An 18,578-nucleotide genomic window follows, 5' to 3' on the forward strand; every position below is an offset into this window, starting at 1 on the left:
CGTAGTGCCAAGAAAGGAGCCGAAAATGACCGTTCGCGTCGCCATCAACGGATTCGGCCGCATCGGCCGCAACATTCTCCGCGCCATCATCGAGGATGGCCGCAAGGATATCGAGGTCGTCGCGGTCAATGACCTCGGGGCCGTGGAGACCAACGCGCACCTTCTGCGATACGATTCCGTGCACGGCCGCTTCCCGGGCCAAGTAAATGTTGAAGGGGACGCCATCAGCGTTGGCAACGGCAAAGTCAAGGTGACCGCGATCAAGGATCCCTCAGGTTTGCCCTGGAAGGACCTAGGCGTTGACATTGCGCTCGAATGCACGGGCGTCTTCAACTCGAAAGGCAAAGCTTCCGCTCATCTCACAGCGGGGGCAAAGGCCGTCCTTGTCTCGGCGCCGGCCGACGGCGCCGACATTACGGTGGTCTATGGCGTCAATCACGACGGGCTGTCGAAGGAGCACAAGGTCGTCTCCGCCGCCTCGTGCACGACCAACTGCCTGGCGCCGGTCGCCAAGGTGCTCAACGATGCGATCGGGATCGAAAAGGGCTTCATGACAACGATCCACGCCTATACCGGGGATCAGCCGACGCTGGATACATTGCACAGAGACTTGTACCGCGGGCGAGCTGCGGCGATGTCGATGATCCCGACCTCAACAGGCGCGGCAAAGGCGGTCGGCCTCGTGCTACCGGAACTGAACGGGAAGCTTGACGGTGTCGCCATTCGTGTCCCAGTGCCGAATGTTTCAGTGGTCGATTTCAAGTTCGTCGCCAAGAGGGCGACCTCGAAGGACGAGGTGAACGCCGCGATCAAGCGCGCTGCCGACCAGCAGCTCAAGGGCATCCTTGGCTATACCAACGATCCCAATGTTTCCGTCGACTTCAACCATGATCCGCACAGCTCCGTGTTCCACATGGATCAGACGAAGGTCATGGACGGCACGCTGGTGCGCGTGATGTCGTGGTATGATAACGAGTGGGGATTCTCATGCCGCATGGCGGATACCGCCGTGGCGATGGGAAAACTGATCTGAGCCGAGACTAAGGACGGATCGCAGAGCGAAGGCGCCCGACAAGGTTGCGCGATATGGACCATTCCTATTTCTCGCGGCGCAGGGCCGCGCGTATCGTTTGCAACTCCTTTCTCTTCTCCGGATCGATCGTCGGGTAAGTAAGGTCGAGTTTCTCGACCGCCTCCACGATCGCAGCCGCAACCAAAAGCCGAGTGAACCATTTGTTGTCGGCCGGCACGACGTACCACGGAGCATGTTCCGATGCGGTCGCGCGGATGGCTTCCTCGAATGCGTACATATAGTCATCCCAGAACTTGCGCTCGTGCACGTCGGAGGGTGAGAATTTCCAGTGCTTATCCGGCTTGTCCAGCCGCTCCATGAAGCGCTTCTTCTGCTCGTTGCGCGATACATGCAGGAAAAACTTGAGGATGACCGTGCCTTGCCGCGTGAGGTAGTCCTCGAAATGCGCAATGTCCGAGAGGCGTTGATCCCAGATGTGCGCGCCCACGAGCGGCGCGGGCAGCTTCTGACGCGACAAGATTTCACGGTGCACGCGCACGACAAGGACTTCTTCGTAGTAGGACCGATTGAAGATTCCGATCCGTCCACGCTCAGGCAAGCATTTTGAGTAACGCCAAAGAAAGTCGTGATCGAGGTCTTCCGACGAGGGTTGCTTGAAGGAGAAAACCTGGCAGCCCTGAGGATTCACTCCCGACATGACGTGCTTGATCGTGCCGTCCTTGCCGGCTGCGTCCATCGCCTGGAACACCAGCAGCAACGACCAGCGATCCTGGGCGTACAGCATGTCTTGTTCCTCCGCGAGCCACTCAGTGCCGCGCTGGAGGAGTTCGGAGGCCTCTCCCTTGTCGAGCACCAGGCCACTTGTGTCGCCTGGATCGAAATTGTTCAGCTGGAAGCCCTTCCCATTGGTGATGCAGTACGGCCGAACATATTTCTGGATGCGATCGAGGATCTCCTGTCTGGCCATGGCGCAGCCTCCCTTTTTCAGAGGGCCAGTCTACGCTCAAAATTCGCAATAATCTTCCCGGCCGAGCTCCGACCAAGCCCCAGCCAAGTTCGACGCAGACTCAATCGATGATGTGGTAACCACCATCGACATACAAGACATTGCCAGTGATAAGCTTGGCGCCGTCAAGCGCCAGAAACGCCGTCGCCGCTCCGACGTCATCGATGCTAACGAGACTTCGCGCTGGCGCCTTGCTCTGAGCTCTGTCCAGCAGCTCATCGAATTCCGGAATGCCGGACGCTGCGCGCGTCGCCAGCGGCCCTGGGGAGATGGCATGCACCCGTATACCCTTTGGGCCTACTTCGGCTGCGATATAACGTACTGCCGCCTCTAGCGCTGCTTTGGCTACGCCCATGACGTTATAGTTCTCCACGACCACCTGGCTGCCGTAATAGGTCATGGTGAACATTGTGCCGCCGTTCTTCATCAACGGCTCCGCCAGATGCGCCATTCGCATGAATGACCAGCACGATACCTCCATGGTCTTGAGAAATCCGTCGCGCGCAACATCAATAACCCGTCCATGCAATGTTTCTCTTGGAGAAAAGGCGATCGAGTGCAGCAGGATGTCGAGCTGCCCCCATTCCTTTCCGATCCGCTCGAATACCTGCTCCGTCTGCCCTTCGACGTTGACATCCAACGGCATGAAAATCGGCGCTTCCAGCTCCCTAGCGAGCGGTTCGACAAACCTTTTCGCGCGGTCATTCAGGTAGGTCACAGCCAAGTCGGCGCCCAGGGCCCGAAATGCTTTGGCGCAACCCCAAGCAATAGATTGATCGTTGGCGATCCCTACGATCAGGCCTTTTCGTCCCTTGAGGGCAACCTTCGTCTCAGGAGATACTGGAATGGTCATGATGCTCTCATGCGCATTGAATTGGCTGGATGCATTTGCAAAACAGCGGCAGTGTATGCTCGGCATGCACCGCCCCGAGATCGCGTCACATTTAGACAAATCCTGAGTAGCAACTCGCGATCCAATTGCTACGTATTCGTGGCCGGGGGATAATGTTCCCGATGCCTACCCGGTGGCAGTCCAACGACGACCGCCGATGCTGCCGACGAACGGCCATTTTCGGTCGGATAAGCCCTGAGGTGCGACCGGCAAATCATTGTTTGTCCTTAGCCCGTGGTTGACTCTCAATCAGCGGGACCGGGGTTCGAGCCTTGTTGCGCCCACCAAATAAAGAACCCTTCTTTTCAATAGTTTCGCAAGATGACCGCCGAGAACAAAAACGGGTCTCGTGCGACGCCTTTGTGGTCATGCGTCGCGCGCCGTGCGAGGAGTTGACGATGTTCGCTGATTGTTCTTGATGGGGCCGGGACGCGGGAGACCGTCGGTAAGCAAGAACGATCGTTGGGAATATCATCGCTAGAAAGAAGCGGAGCGCCGCGGCTGTCGAGGTCGCGGACCTTTACGGCACGTGGATTAGATGCGGGGATTTCATCATGACGCGGTTTGACGCGTCGTACCGGTGCCGCTCTCTTCATCTCAGGCAGTATCGGTGTCGCGGAGCCTCAAGGAGCAGTTGTAAGGCAATCAGAGCCAATTTGATGGGCGTTTCTGGGTGTAACCTGCGGGAAGGACGCTTATCTTGGAATCATATTTTGTACAGTGGCGCTTAATGGAAACAGTTTCCAAAACGGAGGCTCGGATGGTGCAACAACGCAAGCCGTCGATCGGTTGCCGGTGCTAGAGTCCCATCAATGGGTGGTCGCGTGGGCAGCTGGCATGACGCTGCGTCCCTTCGCGATCATGGCGACGGAGGTTGCGCCAGCAACCGGATTGCGAGGACTGATGATGAAGACGATCGGTTTGATTGGCGGAATGAGCTGGGAAAGCACCGCGGTGTATTATCGCCGGCTCAACGAGCAGGTTCGCAATCTCTGCGGCGGCCTGCATTCTGCCGAGATCGTCATGCGCTCGGTCGACTTCGAGTCAATCGTCGCGATGCAAACTTCAGGCGATTGGGACGGCGCCGCCGGCGTGCTGCAGAAGATCGCGCGCGAGCTCGAGGCCGCCGGCGCCGATTGTGTGCTGATCTGCACCAACACCATGCACAAGCTCGCCGATACGGTGCAGGCGGCGGTCCGCATCCCGCTGCTAAATATCATCGACATCTGCGCTCATGAGTTGAAGGCTGCCGGCGCCCGCCGGCCGCTGCTGCTGGCGACCCGCTACACCATGGAGCACGATTTCTATCGCGAGCGCATGAGCGGTCGGCACGGGCTCGATACCATTGTACCAGAGGCCGACGACCGCGCTGCGGTGCACGACATCATCTTCTCCGAATTGTGCTGCGGCATCATTCGTGAGTCCTCGCGGCAACGCTACATGGAGGTCATCAGGCGCGGGCGGTCGGCCGGCGCGGATAGCGTGATTCTGGGCTGCACCGAAATCGGGCTCTTGATCCGGCCGGAGAACCTTGATTTACCGGCGTTCGACTCGACGCTGCTACACGCCGATGCGGCGGTCGATTTCGCACTCGGCGACGGGCCGCTCGGTCGCGCCGACGCAGCCTAAGGGAGAAGGTTCTAATGCGTGCGATGGTCCTGCGGGAACACGGGGGGCTGGACAAGCTCACTTTCGATCCGAACTTTCCTGATCCCGACATCGGGCCAGCCGACGTTCTGTTGCGCGTGCGGGCCACGTCCCTGAACTATCATGACATCTTCACCCGCCGCGGCATGCCGGGGATCAAGATCCCGCTGCCTGTGATCATGGGCCTCGATGTCGCCGGCGAGGTCGTCAAGGTCGGTTCCGATGTCGAGGGCTGGAAGGTCGGCGACCGCGTGCTCGTCGATCCGCTCAATCGCGTCGAGGGCGGTTTGATGGGGGAGACCATGAATGGCGGTCTTGCGGAGCTGTGCAAGGCACGCGCGCACCAGCTCGTCCGGATTCCCGACAATGTGAGCTTCGAGCACGCGGCGGCCCTGCCGGTCGCCTACGGCACCGCGCACCGCATGATGACCACCAACGGTCAGGTCTCGGCGGGTGAGAAGGTACTGATCCTCGGTGCCAGCGGCGGTGTCGGTGTGTGTTGCGTGCAACTCGCCAAGATTGCCGGCGCCTATGTCATCGCCTGCGCGGGCTCGGAAGAGAAGGGGCGGCGGCTCAAGGAACTCGGCGCCGACGAAGTCATCCTCTACACCCAGGAAGATTTCATGCAGGTCGTGCGGCAGCGTCACGGTCGGCCGCAGCGCGCCGGGGGCGGCTCGTCCGTCAACGGCGGCGTCGATGTCGTCGTCAACTTCACGGGCGGCGACACCTGGGTGAAGTCGCTGCGCACACTGAAGCTCGGCGGCCGCATCCTTACCTGCGGCGCGACCGCCGGCTACGATCCGGCCGAAGACCTCCGGGTGATCTGGACATTCGAACTGCAGATCCGCGGCTCCAACGGCTGGGAGCGCGAGGACATCGAGAAGCTGTTCGCGTTGGTTTCCGCCGGCAAACTGAGTGCCCTGATCGACAAGTCGTTCCCGCTGGAGCAGGCGGCAGACGCGCTACAGATGCTGGATGACCGCACCGTGGTCGGCAAAGTCGTGGTGACGCCATGACCACGCCGCTGGATCAGGGGCAGATCGAGGCGATGCTGAAGCAGTCGCCGTTCATCTCGTTTCTCGGCCTAACGGTGACCACGCTCGATGCCGACAAGCAGGAAGTCGTCATGCGAGCGCCGATGCGGCCGGAGTTCGAGCGGGAGCCCGGCACCAAGCAGTGGCACGGTGGTCCGATCGCGTCGATCATCGACACCGTGGGCGACTACGCGCTGGTGATGTTCGTCGGTCGCGGCCTGCCGACCATCAACTTCCGTGTCGATTTCTTCCGGCCGGCAATCGATACCGGGCTGATCTGCACCGGTCGGGTGCGCCGGCTCGGCCGCACCGTGGGCGTCGCCGACGTCGACGTCCATGACATGAACGGCGCTCTGATCGCGATCGGGCGGGCGACCTATGCGATCTAGAACGTCCGCGAGCGCAGGGTCGCGATGAAGCTACTTGCTGGCAAGATCGCTCTCGTCACCGGCGCAAGCCGCGGCATCGGCCGAGCGATCGCTATCCGGCTGGCGCAAGATGGCGCAGTCATTGGCGTTCATTATCGGGTCCAAGGCGACAAGGCGAAGCAGACGCTCGACCTGATCCGCGCGCAAGGTGGTGACGGCTTCCTGGTCGCGGCGGATCTCGCCGATGCTGCCGGCGCCAGTCGGCTTGCGGAGGCGCTGATCGGCGAGCTCCGCGCGCGACGCGATCCGCCGTTGCTCGACATTCTCGTCAACAATGCCGGCATCGACGACCGCAAGACCATTGAGCAGGTGACGGAAGCCGACTTCGACCGCATGCTGCAGATCAACTTCAAGTCACCGTTCTTCCTGATTCAGAAGCTGCTCCCGGTCATGGCGGACGGTGGCCGCATCATCAACATCTCGTCGATGGCGGCGCGGCTGTCCTTCCCGACCATGCCGGTCTACGCGTCGACCAAGGCAGCGCTGTCGACGCTCAGCCGCGTGCTCGCCGCGCATCTCGGGCCGCGCGGCATCACCGTTAACGCGGTGCTACCGGGTGCAACCTCGACCGACCTCAACCCCGCCGCGTCGGATCCGCAGCGCAGCAGCGCGATCCGCGACACCGTGGCGCTCGGCCGGATTGCCGACCCCGGCGATATCGCACCGGTCGTCGCGTTTCTTGCATCGCGGGAGGGCGGTTGGATCACCGGCGAGACCATCGAAGCGAGCGGCGGCCAACGCTTATGAGGACGCATCCCGACCGAGATTTTTTATTCCCTAACGCCGGCGCCGGCGCAAAGATCTGCTCTTGCATGCGCCATCGCGAGGATGGCCGTTACGAAGATGCTGCGGCATCTTCCGCGTTCCCTCATGTGCAGTGCATTCTGTAAAGTCAGTGCGTGGTCTGTGTTGGAGGCAGGACGCTGATGGATCGCATCGATCTTAAAATTCTCGGTTCCCTGCAGGAGGATGCGATGATGCCGCTCGCGGCCGTCGCCGAGAAGGCAGGGCTGTCGAGTTCGCCCTGTTGGCGGCGGATCCAAGCGCTGATCGAGAAGAAGATCATCCGCCGGCGCGTCGCGCTGCTCGATCCAAATATGGTCAACGTGCCGGTGACGGTATTCGTCACGCTAAAGACCAACAGGCATCATACCAAGTGGATGACGTCGTTCGCCCGCGAGGTTGCGAAGATTCCGGAGGTGACCGAATTCTATCGCATGAGCGGCGAGGTCGACTATCTGCTTCGCATCGTCGTGCCGGATGTAGCGGCATACGACGGCGTCTATAAGCGACTTATCAGCGCGGCAGAACTCTTCGATGTGAGTTCGAGCTTCGCGATGGAGACGATCAAATACTCCACTGCGCTGCCGCTTAACTACGTCAAGATATGAACCGCGCTGCGACCCGTCCGTTGATTGATGAGGCAGGGGTCAGCTCGCCCCCCGCCGAGGCGCTGTTCAACTCGCCTTTGCAGGTCAAGCGCGCGTGCTGTAAGCCGACGCGCGTGCCGCCGCCCCCTCGTAAGAAGCCTTTCAAGCGGTTTCATACCCGAAAGCATGAAGCCAGATAGCTATACGATCGCCTGGTTGGAGGAACTATGAAGAACATTTACCGTAGGATTGTGATGAAGCGGCTGGCGACGGCCGCTTTTTGTGCAGGGCTCGGCACCGCGAGCCTGGGCATCGGTAGCGCGTCAGCTCAGCACAAGGCGGCGGATGCCTCGCCGGTGCGGATCGGGGTGCTTACCGACATGTCCGGCGTTTTTGCCGACATTTCCGGTCCGGGCGCGGTGACCGCGGTCAAGATGGCAGTCGACGATTTCGGCGGCAAGGTGCTTGGGCGTCCGATCGAGGTCATTTCCGCCGACCATCAGAACAAGGCGGATGTGGGCGTGGCACTCGCGCGCGAGTGGATCGACGAGAAGAACGTGGTGATGCTCGCCGATCTGATGAACTCGGCGGTGGCGCTCGGCGTGATGGAACTCGCGAAGTCGAAGGACCGCGTCGCGATCGTAAACGGGGCGAGCACCTCGGTGATCACCAACGAGAAGTGCACGCCGAACAGCATCCACTATACGTGGGACACCTATGCGCTGGCCCGCGGCACGGCCAATGCCGTCGTCCACCGTGGCAAGAAAAAGTGGGCGATCCTCGAAGCCGATTACGCCTACGGCCACCAGCTTGCTAACGATAGCCGGCGCTTCGTCGAGCAGGTGGGCGGCACCGTGGTTTCGGAGATCAGACATCCAATCAATACGAGCGACTTCTCCTCATTCCTGCTGCAGGCGCAGAACTCGGGCGCCGACGTCATCGCGCTCGCCAACGGCGGCGCCGATACCATCAATTCAATCAAGTCGGCGGCCGAATTCGGCATCGGCCGCGACGGCAAGCAGCAGGTCGTTGGTCTCGCGATCAATCTCAACGACACCAAGGCGCTCGGCCTCAGCTCCGCGCAAGGGCTGTTGCTCACCGAGGCGTTCTATTGGGATCTGAATGACGAGACCCGCGCCTGGTCGAAACGCTTCATGGAGAAATTCGGCAAGACGCCGACTTCGACTCAGGCCGGCGACTACTCGTCCACGATGCACTATCTCAAAGCGGTCGCTGCGGCCGGTACGCTGGACGCGCAGACCGTGATGGCCAAGATGCGCGAGATGCCGATCAACGACTTCTTCGCGCACGACGGTCACATTCGGATCGATGGTCGCATGGTGCATGACATGTATCTCGCGGAAGTGAAGAAGCCATCGGAGTCGAAGGGCCCGTGGGATTTCTACAAGATCCTTGAGACGATCCCGGCGGATCAGGCGTTCCGCCCGTTATCGGAAAGTGCCTGCCCGCTGGTCAAGAAGTGACCGATCGGGCTTCCGAGTGTGGCCGTCAACCCAGCGGCAAACCTGGCCGGGCTATCTTGCCGCCCTGCACGGCGATTATATCATCTCGATGGTCCGCACGCATTCGGCGAGCGGATCATCGCGTTGAGCTTTCTCTGGAGTGGAAGTGATGTCCTGGCCTTCTCGTAACCTCGGTTGCTGCTTCGATCCGTCAAAAGATCCTGCCAAGGTTGCGATCATCGATCTTCGTCAACCGGACCGGCCGGAAGAAGTCACCTACGCCGGGCTTGATGCCGCTTGCAATGCGGTGGCCCGCGGCCTGCTCGCCAAGGGGCTGAAGCAGGGCGACCGCATCGGCATCATGTCGCTGAATTCGGCGCGGATGATCGCAGTCTATCTCGGGATCATGCGGGCCGGCATGGTCGCGGTGCCGATCTCATTCAAACTAGCGCGGGAAACCGTCAATTACATCGTCAGGGACGCCGATCTTCGGGCGGTGTTCCACGATCACGAGCGGGCGTCGCTGGTGCCAGATCATTTGCTCGGCATCGACTTCGATACCGCCGAGGGCTACGCAGCGCTGCTCGACCACGGTCCGTTCACCGCGTTCGAACCGAATGGCCGGGAGATCGCCACGATCCTCTATACCTCCGGCTCGACCGGCATGCCGAAAGGCGTGGTGCTCTCGCATGCGTCGCAGATGTGGGCGCTGGATACCGCGGCACGGGCCGGTGATCGCTCGCAGCACCGTTACATCGTCGCCGCGCCGATGTTCCACATGAATGCGACGATCAGCGTCAAGACGGCGCTGCACGCCCGAGCATCGATGGTGTTGCTGCCCGCCTTTGATGCGCGGCCTTACGCCCAGGCGATCGCCAAATATCGGGTCACCTGGCTGACATCGGTGCCGACCATGATGGCGATGCTAGCGCGTGAGCGCGACCTCATCGGAATGCTCGATTTCTCGTCGGTGACCAACGTGATGATGGGATCGGCGCCGCTGACCAAGTCGCTGGTCGAGAAGGTCCAAAATCTTTTCCCAGGTGCAGCGATCAGCAACGCTTACGGCACCACCGAGGCGGGACCGGGCGTGTTCGGTCCGCATCCCGACGGGGTGCCGCGGCCGGATACGGCACTGGGCTATCCGGTGCCGGGCGCGCTGGCCGAGCTTCGGGAAGGGCCATCTCCGTACGAGGGCGTGCTTTACATGAAGAGCCCGATGTTGACGGAGGGCTACAACAACCAACCCGAAAAGACCGCTCAAGTGATGCGCGACGGATGGTATCGCTCCGGCGATATCATGCGTCGCGACGAGAACGGCTTCTTCCACTTCCTCGGCCGCGCCGACGACATGTTCGTGGTCGGCGGCGAGAATGTCTGGCCGGGTGAAGTCGAAAAGCTGATCGAGCGGATGCCGGGTATACACCAGGCCGCGGTCGTGCCTGTGCCCGACGAAATCAAGGGCATGCTGCCATTCGCCTTCGTCGTGCCGCAGGACGGCGCCAAGGTCGACGAGGCCGCGATTAAGAAATTCACGATCGATAATGGACCCGCCTTCGCGCATCCGCGTTTCGTCGAATTCCGGTCTGCGATTCCGCTGTCGGCGACCAACAAACCCGATCGCCGCCTGCTGACCGAGGAAGCCGAACGGATCGTGCTCCGGCGCCGCGCCCGATGATCTTTAACTAGGTAAAATCAGTCCGCCACATCTCGTTCGGAGGGGGCCACCTTCCGGAGGCCTCAGGCAACATTTCAGTTACCGCGCATTTGCGACGCGCGGTGATGGCTATGTTGAGGAGAACTTCGATACCTTGCCGGGCAAGTGACGTCAGGGCGACTTCGGCCAGCCGCCCCATTCCCTAGTCCTTGGAAAACGCGCGCCGCGGAAAAAATCAACAACTTAGAGAGTGCTCACTGCGTGGGACGCGGGTCTCGTTTGGCTGCACTTGGCGTCCTCGTGCAGAGCATAGGCATCTGCAATTCGACCAACCGTAAGTATCCGGTGTTGCGAGCCTCGGAGTGAACCTACTCAGTTAAAGGCTCAAGGCCTGGTTGGATCGCGCACCGCATCATCACGGAGCGAAATAGTCGAATTTTCGATTTGAATTGGACGGCAATCCTCGGCTCGTCGATCAATCCGCGACGAGAGCTCCGGCGCCCAGAAGGCCGGACGGGGGAGGTTGAAGAATGGCGCGATCCGCCGAACTCATCGATATCAACGCGGGCGAGCGCCTCGACCGGCTGCCGATTTGCGGTTTCCATTGGCGCATCCTGGCCCTGATCGGCGCCGGCATGTTCCTCGACGCGTTTGACATCTATCTCGCCGGCGGTGTGCTCGGGACGGTGCTCAAGGAGGGCTGGTCCACGCTCGAGCTCAACGCCGCGTTCGTCTCCGCGACTTTCGTCGGAATGACGATCGGTGCATGGTTCTCCGGCATCCTCGGCGACCGCTTCGGCCGCCGCTTCTCCTACCAGGTAAACCTCGCGATCTTCGGCCTGGCGTCGATCGCTGCGGCCTTCGCGCCCAGCATGGTCATCCTGATCGGCCTGCGCTTCATCATAGGCATCGGCCTCGGCGCGGAGATCGTCGTCGGCTACGCCACCCTGACGGAGTTCGTGCCGGCGTCCTCGCGCGGGCGCTGGATCGGACTGTTGGCCGTGATCACCAATTTCTCGTTGTTCGCGTCCTCCATGGTTGGCCTGTGGGTGATTCCGACGTTCGGATGGCGCTACATGTTCGGCCTCGTCGGCGTTCTCGCCATGATCGTCTGGTTCCTGCGCAAGTCGATGCCGGAATCACCCCGCTGGCTCGCGGCGAACGGGCGCGCGGACGAAGCCGAGAAGATTCTTGAGGCCATCGAGGCGGAGGCGGCGCGCAAGGGGACGCTCGCGCCCGTCGCCGCAAAGACATCTACGGAAGACAGCGCCGGCCCGGTCTGGCGACTGTTCCAGCCGCCATACCTTGGACGCACGCTGCTTGGCAGTTTGTTGCACATCGTCGTCGGGTTCAGTCTCTACGGTTTCATCGGCTGGCTTCCGACTTTCATGGTGAAAGGCGGCCACAGCATCGTCTCCTCGCTTGGCTACACGACGGTGATGGCGTTGGGTGGGCCGGTCGGGTCGCTGATCGGACTCGCGCTCGCAGACCGGCTCGGGCGCAGGCTGTCGATCGTCGGATCGTCGATCGTGGCGGCGGCGCTCGGTATCGCGTACCCGCACATGTCGGACGGCGTCGCACTCGCGTGCACGGGCTTCCTGCTCGTCACGTCAATCTACGTCATGCTAGCGACAGGCTTTGCCATGCACGTTCCCGAACTCTTCCCGACGCGCTATCGGCTTCGCGGCACGGCCATCTGCGCGACTTCAGGACGCATCGCGACCGCGCTGGTCCAGTACGTCGTGGTCGCGATCTTCGCCTGGCAGGGCCTGACCGGCGTACTGACGACCTTGGCTGGCATTCTCGTCTTCCAAGCTGTGATCTTCCTGGTCTTCGGTTTCGAGACGAAGGGGCGGTCCTTGGAGAGCGCCTCGGCGGTGACGGACACGCATAGCGAAAGCCCGGCCTCGGTTTCGCAAAGGCCGGCGGACATCGGCGTCTAGCTCAGGTCGGAGCAGACCGCTCTGATCCGATCGCGAAGCCACCCGTTCGCACTGCTCTGATCGTACCGCCGATGCCAGTACAACATCCAATCGAAAAGCACGGACTCGAAGGGCAACTCCTCCATCCTGAGGTCGTTCTCCATCAGGACGGCGGCGAGATGCTTGGGCATCACCACGAGCAGATCGGTCCCCTTCAGCACGTGAGGCACGACGAGCCAATGCGGCACATTCAAAGCGATCTTTCTTCGGTGACCGCGCTCGGCGAGCACGTCGTCGACGAAGCGAAGGTCTGTCGGGCTCATGGAAACCTTCATCTGCTCCTGGGCAATGAAGCGCTCAAAGGTCAGCCGTCCGCGCTTGATCGGATGGCGATCGCGCATCAGGCAGACCATGCGGTCGCGGAGAAGCGTCTCCGATCGGATCGACGCGGAGTGCTCCAGACCCATGCTGACCGCGACGTCGATCTCGTCCCGCTCGAGCGCGTCTACGGTCAGCGACGGCGGCAGGTGGATCGTGTTGTAGGAGATCCGGGAGCCCACCGGCCTTGCGGCGGCTAGTTTCGGAAGCAGGAGGCAGGCGAGAATGTCCGACATCCTGATGGTGAAGGTGCGTTCCGTTCGGTTCGGATCGAAAGCGGCATCGCTCACCATCACGCGCTCGACCTGGCGCAGGACTTGGCGCAGCGGCTCCGCCAATTCGGTTGCCCGGGGCGTCGGCTTCATTCCGGTCGTTGTTCGCACCAGAAGCTCATCGTCGAACATCGCACGCAACCGGTTGAGCGCATTGCTCATCGCCGGCTGGCTGAGGCCAACGCGGTCGGCTGCCTTCGTCACATGGCGCTCGGTCAGGAGGGCGTCCAGCGCAACGAGCAGATTGAGGTCGATGGAGCGAAGGTTCATCGCTCATTCATAGTGTGAATAACGAGAGAGCACAAATCCATTTCATCGATGGCGGCAGGGTTCGTACAACGCGAGTCCAAACAAGGAAGCGCAAGTGAGCTTTGAGACGATCAAGAGCGAAGTGAAGCTCTGCATGTTCGACCAGTACGGCACGGTCGTGGACATGCAGGGCGGCCTGACCAAGATCGCCGCGCCGCTCCTCGAGAAGAAGGGATGGAACGGTGATCCAAACTCATTTGTCACCTGGTGGCGGCGTACGCACTTCGAGAACTCCATGATCGACGCGCTGCTCCATCGCGAGCACACGCCGTACCGTGAGATCGGCCACCGCGCCGTCGCCCACGTCATGGACCGCGCGAAGATCGCCTACACGATGGACGACGTCCGCTACCTGGTTGGCGAGATCGAGAAGCTGATGCCGTTTCCCGAGGTCCCGGAAGCGCTCGCGCGGCTGCAGACCAAATACAAGCTCGTCGTCCTGTCGAACGGCGATCCGGATATGCTCGAGACCGCGAAGAAGTACCACAAGATCCCATTCGATCGGGTGATCTCCGTGGCCGAAGCCAATTCCTTCAAGCCGCACGCCGCGACCTACACAAGGGCGGCCGAGATCATGGGCGTTAAGCCCGAGCAGGTCCTGTTCGTCGCCAATCACGCCTTCGACTGCATCGGAGCCAAATCCGCCGGCATGCGAACGGCCTTTATCGATCGGCGCAGCCGGTCGTTCGGCATCACACCGCATCAGCCCGACATCCTGGTGCCGACGATGAAGGATCTCGCCGATGCGATCGTCTGATCGCGAACCGCTATCCGGCATCAAGGTCCTCGACCTCTGCCGGGTCGTCTCCGGTCCGTTCGCCACGATGCAACTTGGCGACCTCGGAGCCGACATCGTCAAGATCGAGGATCCCCGCCACGGCGACGAAAGTCGCCGCTATGGGCCACCCTTCATCGCTGGCGAGAGCGCCTACTTTCTTTCCGTGAACCGCAACAAGCGAAGTTGCGCGATCGATCTGAAGTCGGCGTCAGGTCGCGACACCGTGCTGGATCTGGCGTCCGTCGCCGACGTCGTGATCGAAAACTTCCGCCCCGGCACCTTGGAGAAGTGGGGACTCGGTTTTGGGGCGCTGCGGTCCAGAAAGCCGGACGTTATCCTGTGCAGCATTTCGGGGTTTGGCCGTACTGGCGGTGACGCCGGGCGCCCGGGCTATGATCTGATCCTCCAGGGCGAGTCCGGCGTGATGGACATCACCGGAGACCCGCACGGGCCGCCCACCAAGGTCGGAACATCGATTGCCGATCTCGTTACCGGCCTGTATACGTCCCAGTCGGTGCTGGCCGCGTTGATGCGCAAGAGCCGAACCGGCGAAGGCGGGCGGCTCGACGTCTCGATGCTCGACGCCATGGCCTCGCTCCTGACCTTCAACGCCGGCATGTACTTCGCCACGGGGCAGAGCCCCAGGCGTCGCGGAAACGTCCACCCTACGATTTCCCCGTATGAACCGTTTGAAGTCAGGGACGGCTGGATCAATGTTGGGGTCGCGAACGACAAGTTCTGGACGGCGTTCTGCGAGGTGATCGATCGGCCGGATCTGCTACAGGACGCACGTTTCGAAACTGCACCGCAGCGCGCCGCGAACAGGAACGAGCTCGTCGCGATCATCTCTCCAATCTTCGCGACTAAAACCCGCGTCGAGTGGCTCCAGGCGCTCGGCACGGCCGGCATCCCGTGCGGAGCGATCAAGTCCGTCGGCGAGGTATGCGAAACGCCTCAACTCAACGAGCGGGGGATGGTCCAGACCGTCCGACATCCGGTCGCGGGCGACGTGCGGTTCATCGCCAGGCCAACGCGCTTCGCAGACCAACCGCCGGCGCCCTCGACGCCGCCGCCGATGCTCGGCGAACACACGCGCGAAGTGCTTGCGGAATGGCTCGGTTGGTCGGACGATCGGATCGAGAATATTGCCGCCGAAGGAGCGTTTGGAGAGCGGCCAACCGCCGCTCTATCGGAATACAAGACGCGACTGCGACTGTGACGCGGCGCGAAACTGTTGCTTCTCGTGCACTGACCACCATTGGGCTACGGCTTGAGCGACCTGGTCCCAAAGTGATGTAGGCAGGTCTGGGATCGCGATCCGAACTAGGTGGCGATCGTGTGTCTTGTCGTGGAACCATTCTGCCGCACCGAAATCGAAGCCGAAACTTCCTGCATGACGCAACGGCAATCCGGCCTTGCTCAAGTCGTAGCACAAATCGGCCGCCATCTGCTTCGCCTGCCTCTCATCCAACATTCGCTTCGGCGCGAGCGTCACATAGAGTCCGTGAGCGAAACGAAGTTCCGCCAACGAGCCGGCGAGCGCGGATGCAAAATAGCGCGCAGTCCTCCTGCCGTTCCGCAAGATTGCCGAGACCCGCTTGTTGGTGAGATCCCAATAGGCTTCCGTTCCGACATAGGGCGGGAAATGCGCTGGCAACGCTGCGCCGCCGAACAGGCGAACGGCCTTTCGCATTTCCCCGGCAAGGTCCTTCAGTTGCGCGTGATTCATGCAGCGCTTTTCGCAGTCGACGAAGACCGCGGAGCCGAGCCGGCCGTATTCCAACCCGAGGGAGTCGAGCTTGGTATGGCTGCGTACGAGCACAATTGGAATTTCCCAACGATGGGCCCAGCTCAGAACGCGGCGGATGCGTCCGGAGCTGCCCGAGAAACAGGTCGTATCGAAAACGACGAGATCCAGGCGCGGGCTCGCACAGCGGAGGGTCGCCTCGAACGTGGCCGCGGGGGCACATGAATCCAGGAGAAGCACCCGCAATCCGCCGACTTGAGACGCGATCTCGTCGGGGGAACCTTTCAATACGACTAGCCGCAAATGCCTGACATGGCTTTCGATCAGCTCCAGGGTTTCACTATAAGAGCCAGGTAATACCAATATGTCCGCGTCAGGCATCAATGGCGCCGATGCCAACAGCAGCGCCGATATCGCGGCCATCCCTGAAGAAGTATAGATCGTCTCATTGGCTGCCGAGTCGTCGAATTGATAATAGGATGGGCCGCGTACTTCCAAGTCGGCGCGTTGGTAGTCGTAGCTGAACTCGAATGGTCCCACGCGCAGTCGGCCCGGATACGCCCAGGCGGTCTCCGTGAGCGCCCAATCATGCAGCGCATGTTCCGCCTTCAGAGCCGCCGCCAGTTGAAATTTGTGCTCAATGACCTCAGCTATCGAGCCGGGCTGCCGCAGCAACAAAGGAGTGCCGAGGAAGCTGTTCAGCAAACTAAGCTCTTTGTGCTTCCTGTGGAGATATGCCTCGAGTGTTTCCATGCCCGGCCTTCAGTCGTCCCCGCGCATCAGCATTAACGTGTCCGGAGGGAATTGGCTCCTTGGCCGCGCCTCCCGGGTTTTAGCCGTAAGACGCCTCGCGCTTGGGGCAGATGACTTCCGCAGTGCCCGGTTCCCATTATTGGATCGTTTCGTCGCTCCATACGTTGCCTCGTACGTGCTGAATCTTGATTGGAGCATGCGATGCCACGAAAGGAGACCGTCCGAAAGGCCAAGCAGGACAAACGTGCGGGCAAGTCGCCGACCACGCAGGCCGGCGAGTTCGTGCGCGAAGAGATGGACAAGATTCGCCGCGGCGAGCATGGAGCAAGGTCACCGCAACAGGCCGTTGCGATCGGTCTTTCCGAAGCGCGCCGTGCCGGCGTCGATCTTCCTCCGCCCACGAAACGGAAAGCCAAGGCGCGCACGCGCCGCAGCGCCAAGTATGCCTATGAGGCAGGCCAAGGCCGGCGCAAGACGCGGCGCCAGCCGCGCGTTTCGCGCGCAGTCAAGCAGGTGCTGAAACGCGAACCGCGAAGTTCGGCTTCGAAGCCTGCGTTGTCGCAACAGGCCAAGCGCGCCGCGAGCCGACGCAGTGCGGCATCACGTTCGGCTGCCGCCCGCAAGGCGGTCCGTACCAAAGGTACGAAGATCCGTTCGGCCGCAGCAAAGAAGGCCGCGCGCACGAGGACGCGGCGGAAACGTTGAAGACGCCCGAGGTGAACGACAGTCGTGTTCTGAACGGTATCTAACGGCATCTGTTGGGCACGTTGGCGCGACCTGCCGGATCAGTACACGCGCTCTTTGGCGGGATCTGTAGTGGAGACGCGCGCGGCCATCATCGTCGAGCCAGATTGCCGATACACATTGGTTTAGAGCTTCGCGGCGCCAGTCGGCCTGCGCGTTGCTTAGGGGTACGAATATGGAGCTCCGAACCGTTCTATCGACCGTCGCGGCGCTCGTCACGGGTCATGGCGCCCGGGCCGCGGCCCTGCCATCGACTTCGGCCACGATCACCTATCGTCGCGTACAGGTAGATGGCGTCGGCATTTTCTACCGTGAAGCGGGGCCGAGCGACGCGCCGACGATCGTGCTGTTGCACGGCTTTCCGTCTTCTTCGCGGATGTTCGATACTTTGATTCCGCTTCTTGCCACCCGCTATCACCTGATCGCACCGGACTATCCGGGGTTCGGCCAGAGCGAGGCTCCGCCGCCCTCGCGCTACGCTTACACCTTCGACCATCTCGCCCAGACCACGAACGCCTTGCTCGAGCAGCTCAAGATCAGCCGCTATATCCTGTACCTGCAGGACTATGGCGGTCCGGTTGGCTATCGCATCATGGTGGCTCATCCCGAGCGGGTGCGCGCGCTTGTGATTCAGAATGCGAACGCCTACAGGGAGGGGTTCGGCTCCAAATGGAGCGGCATTGCGCAATATTGGGCCGATCGTGATGCCCACCCGGAGCAGGTCGAGGCTTTCACCTCGCTCGAAGGCGCCAAGCTCCGTCATATTGGCAACAGCCCCAATCCTGAGCGCTACAATCCCGATACTTGGACCGACGAATATGCGTTCTTGTCGCGACCCGGGCAGCGCGAAATCCAGGCGGAGCTGCTTTACGACTATCGTACGAACGTGGCTTCTTACCTCGCATGGCAGGCGTTTCTGCGCGAGCACAAGCCGCCGACGCTGATCGTGTGGGGACGCTATGATCCATCCTTCATTGCGCCGGGCGCAGACGCGTTCAGGCGCGACCTGCCGGACGCCGAGATTCATCTGCTGGACGCCGGTCACTTCGCGCTCGACGAGAAGGTCGACGATATAGCGCGTCTCGTGATCGATTTCCTGTCCAGGCACCCCGAATAGGCCTGACGCGAACGATACAAGATGGGGA

The 18,578-nt window shown here is 61.5% G+C and carries 17 protein-coding genes; 13 read left to right on the forward strand and 4 right to left on the reverse strand.

Features of this window, described 5'->3' with window-relative positions; all coding sequences use genetic code 11:
- Positions 1 to 25 precede the first annotated feature (25 nt).
- Positions 26 to 1,033, forward strand: coding sequence for a type I glyceraldehyde-3-phosphate dehydrogenase (gap, locus tag J6497_RS14780; RefSeq protein ID WP_225704996.1), 1,008 nt, complete (start codon positions 26 to 28; stop codon positions 1,031 to 1,033).
- 64 nt (positions 1,034 to 1,097) lie between these two features.
- Here the strand turns inward: gap and J6497_RS14785 are convergent, their stop codons facing one another.
- A complete protein-coding gene (locus J6497_RS14785; protein WP_225704997.1) occupies positions 1,098 to 2,000 on the reverse strand; it encodes a polyphosphate kinase 2 family protein in 903 nt (300 codons plus the stop codon).
- Positions 2,001 to 2,100: 100 nt separating this feature from the next.
- Positions 2,101 to 2,892, reverse strand: a complete 792-nt coding sequence (gene fabI, locus J6497_RS14790; protein WP_225704998.1) for an enoyl-ACP reductase FabI — start codon at positions 2,890 to 2,892, stop codon at positions 2,101 to 2,103.
- Positions 2,893 to 3,837: 945 nt separating this feature from the next.
- On the opposite strand from fabI, the gene J6497_RS14795 reads away from it, so the two are divergent.
- From J6497_RS14795 to J6497_RS14830, 8 genes are all read left to right on the forward strand, one after another.
- Positions 3,838 to 4,560 (forward strand): aspartate/glutamate racemase family protein, encoded by a 723-nt coding sequence (locus J6497_RS14795; RefSeq protein WP_225705099.1) that lies wholly within the window; start codon positions 3,838 to 3,840, stop codon positions 4,558 to 4,560.
- Positions 4,561 to 4,574: 14 nt separating this feature from the next.
- Positions 4,575 to 5,594, forward strand: coding sequence for a zinc-binding dehydrogenase (locus tag J6497_RS14800; protein WP_225704999.1), 1,020 nt, complete (start codon positions 4,575 to 4,577; stop codon positions 5,592 to 5,594).
- Positions 5,591 to 6,001 (forward strand): PaaI family thioesterase, encoded by a 411-nt coding sequence (locus tag J6497_RS14805; protein ID WP_225705000.1) that lies wholly within the window; start codon positions 5,591 to 5,593, stop codon positions 5,999 to 6,001. Before J6497_RS14800 ends, J6497_RS14805 begins: the two co-directional genes overlap by 4 nt.
- Positions 6,002 to 6,025: 24 nt before the next feature.
- Positions 6,026 to 6,787 (forward strand): SDR family NAD(P)-dependent oxidoreductase, encoded by a 762-nt coding sequence (locus tag J6497_RS14810; protein WP_225705001.1) that lies wholly within the window; start codon positions 6,026 to 6,028, stop codon positions 6,785 to 6,787.
- 179 nt (positions 6,788 to 6,966) lie between these two features.
- Positions 6,967 to 7,431, forward strand: a complete 465-nt coding sequence (locus J6497_RS14815) for an Lrp/AsnC family transcriptional regulator (protein WP_225705002.1) — start codon at positions 6,967 to 6,969, stop codon at positions 7,429 to 7,431.
- Between the two features lie 233 nt (positions 7,432 to 7,664).
- Complete coding sequence (locus tag J6497_RS14820) at positions 7,665 to 8,894, forward strand: ABC transporter substrate-binding protein (RefSeq protein ID WP_376708209.1); 1,230 nt, start codon at positions 7,665 to 7,667, stop codon at positions 8,892 to 8,894.
- A 148-nt stretch (positions 8,895 to 9,042) separates the two neighbouring features.
- Complete coding sequence (locus tag J6497_RS14825; RefSeq protein WP_225705004.1) at positions 9,043 to 10,551, forward strand: class I adenylate-forming enzyme family protein; 1,509 nt, start codon at positions 9,043 to 9,045, stop codon at positions 10,549 to 10,551.
- A gap of 509 nt (positions 10,552 to 11,060) precedes the next feature.
- The gene (locus J6497_RS14830; protein WP_225705005.1) at positions 11,061 to 12,473 is read left to right on the forward strand and encodes an MFS transporter; all 1,413 of its coding nucleotides are present in this window, start codon (positions 11,061 to 11,063) and stop codon (positions 12,471 to 12,473) included.
- Here the strand turns inward: J6497_RS14830 and J6497_RS14835 are convergent.
- Positions 12,470 to 13,372 (reverse strand): LysR family transcriptional regulator, encoded by a 903-nt coding sequence (locus J6497_RS14835; RefSeq protein ID WP_225705006.1) that lies wholly within the window; start codon positions 13,370 to 13,372, stop codon positions 12,470 to 12,472. The two genes, J6497_RS14830 and J6497_RS14835, sit on opposite strands and share 4 nt — an antisense overlap.
- Before the next feature lie 94 nt (positions 13,373 to 13,466).
- On the opposite strand from J6497_RS14835, the gene J6497_RS14840 reads away from it, so the two are divergent.
- Entirely contained in the window at positions 13,467 to 14,168 is a 702-nt protein-coding gene (locus J6497_RS14840; RefSeq protein ID WP_225705007.1) for a haloacid dehalogenase type II, read from the forward strand.
- Positions 14,155 to 15,408: a CaiB/BaiF CoA transferase family protein gene (locus tag J6497_RS14845; protein WP_225705008.1), complete on the forward strand. Its 1,254-nt coding sequence runs from the start codon at positions 14,155 to 14,157 to the stop codon at positions 15,406 to 15,408. The genes J6497_RS14840 and J6497_RS14845 overlap by 14 nt, the downstream gene beginning before the upstream one ends.
- On the opposite strand, the gene J6497_RS14850 is transcribed toward J6497_RS14845, so the two are convergent.
- Positions 15,376 to 16,689: a PLP-dependent aminotransferase family protein gene (locus tag J6497_RS14850; RefSeq protein ID WP_225705009.1), complete on the reverse strand. Its 1,314-nt coding sequence runs from the start codon at positions 16,687 to 16,689 to the stop codon at positions 15,376 to 15,378. The two genes, J6497_RS14845 and J6497_RS14850, sit on opposite strands and share 33 nt — an antisense overlap.
- 201 nt (positions 16,690 to 16,890) lie before the next feature.
- On the opposite strand from J6497_RS14850, the gene J6497_RS14855 reads away from it, so the two are divergent.
- Both J6497_RS14855 and J6497_RS14860 read left to right on the forward strand, forming a co-directional pair.
- Positions 16,891 to 17,394 (forward strand): DUF6496 domain-containing protein, encoded by a 504-nt coding sequence (locus J6497_RS14855; RefSeq protein WP_225705010.1) that lies wholly within the window; start codon positions 16,891 to 16,893, stop codon positions 17,392 to 17,394.
- 214 nt (positions 17,395 to 17,608) lie between these two features.
- Positions 17,609 to 18,550, forward strand: a complete 942-nt coding sequence (locus J6497_RS14860) for an alpha/beta fold hydrolase (RefSeq protein WP_225705011.1) — start codon at positions 17,609 to 17,611, stop codon at positions 18,548 to 18,550.
- Positions 18,551 to 18,578 lie beyond the last annotated feature (28 nt).

It is taken from the genome of Bradyrhizobium cenepequi (genome assembly GCF_020329485.1).
Taxonomy (GTDB): Bacteria; Pseudomonadota; Alphaproteobacteria; order Rhizobiales; family Xanthobacteraceae; genus Bradyrhizobium; species Bradyrhizobium cenepequi.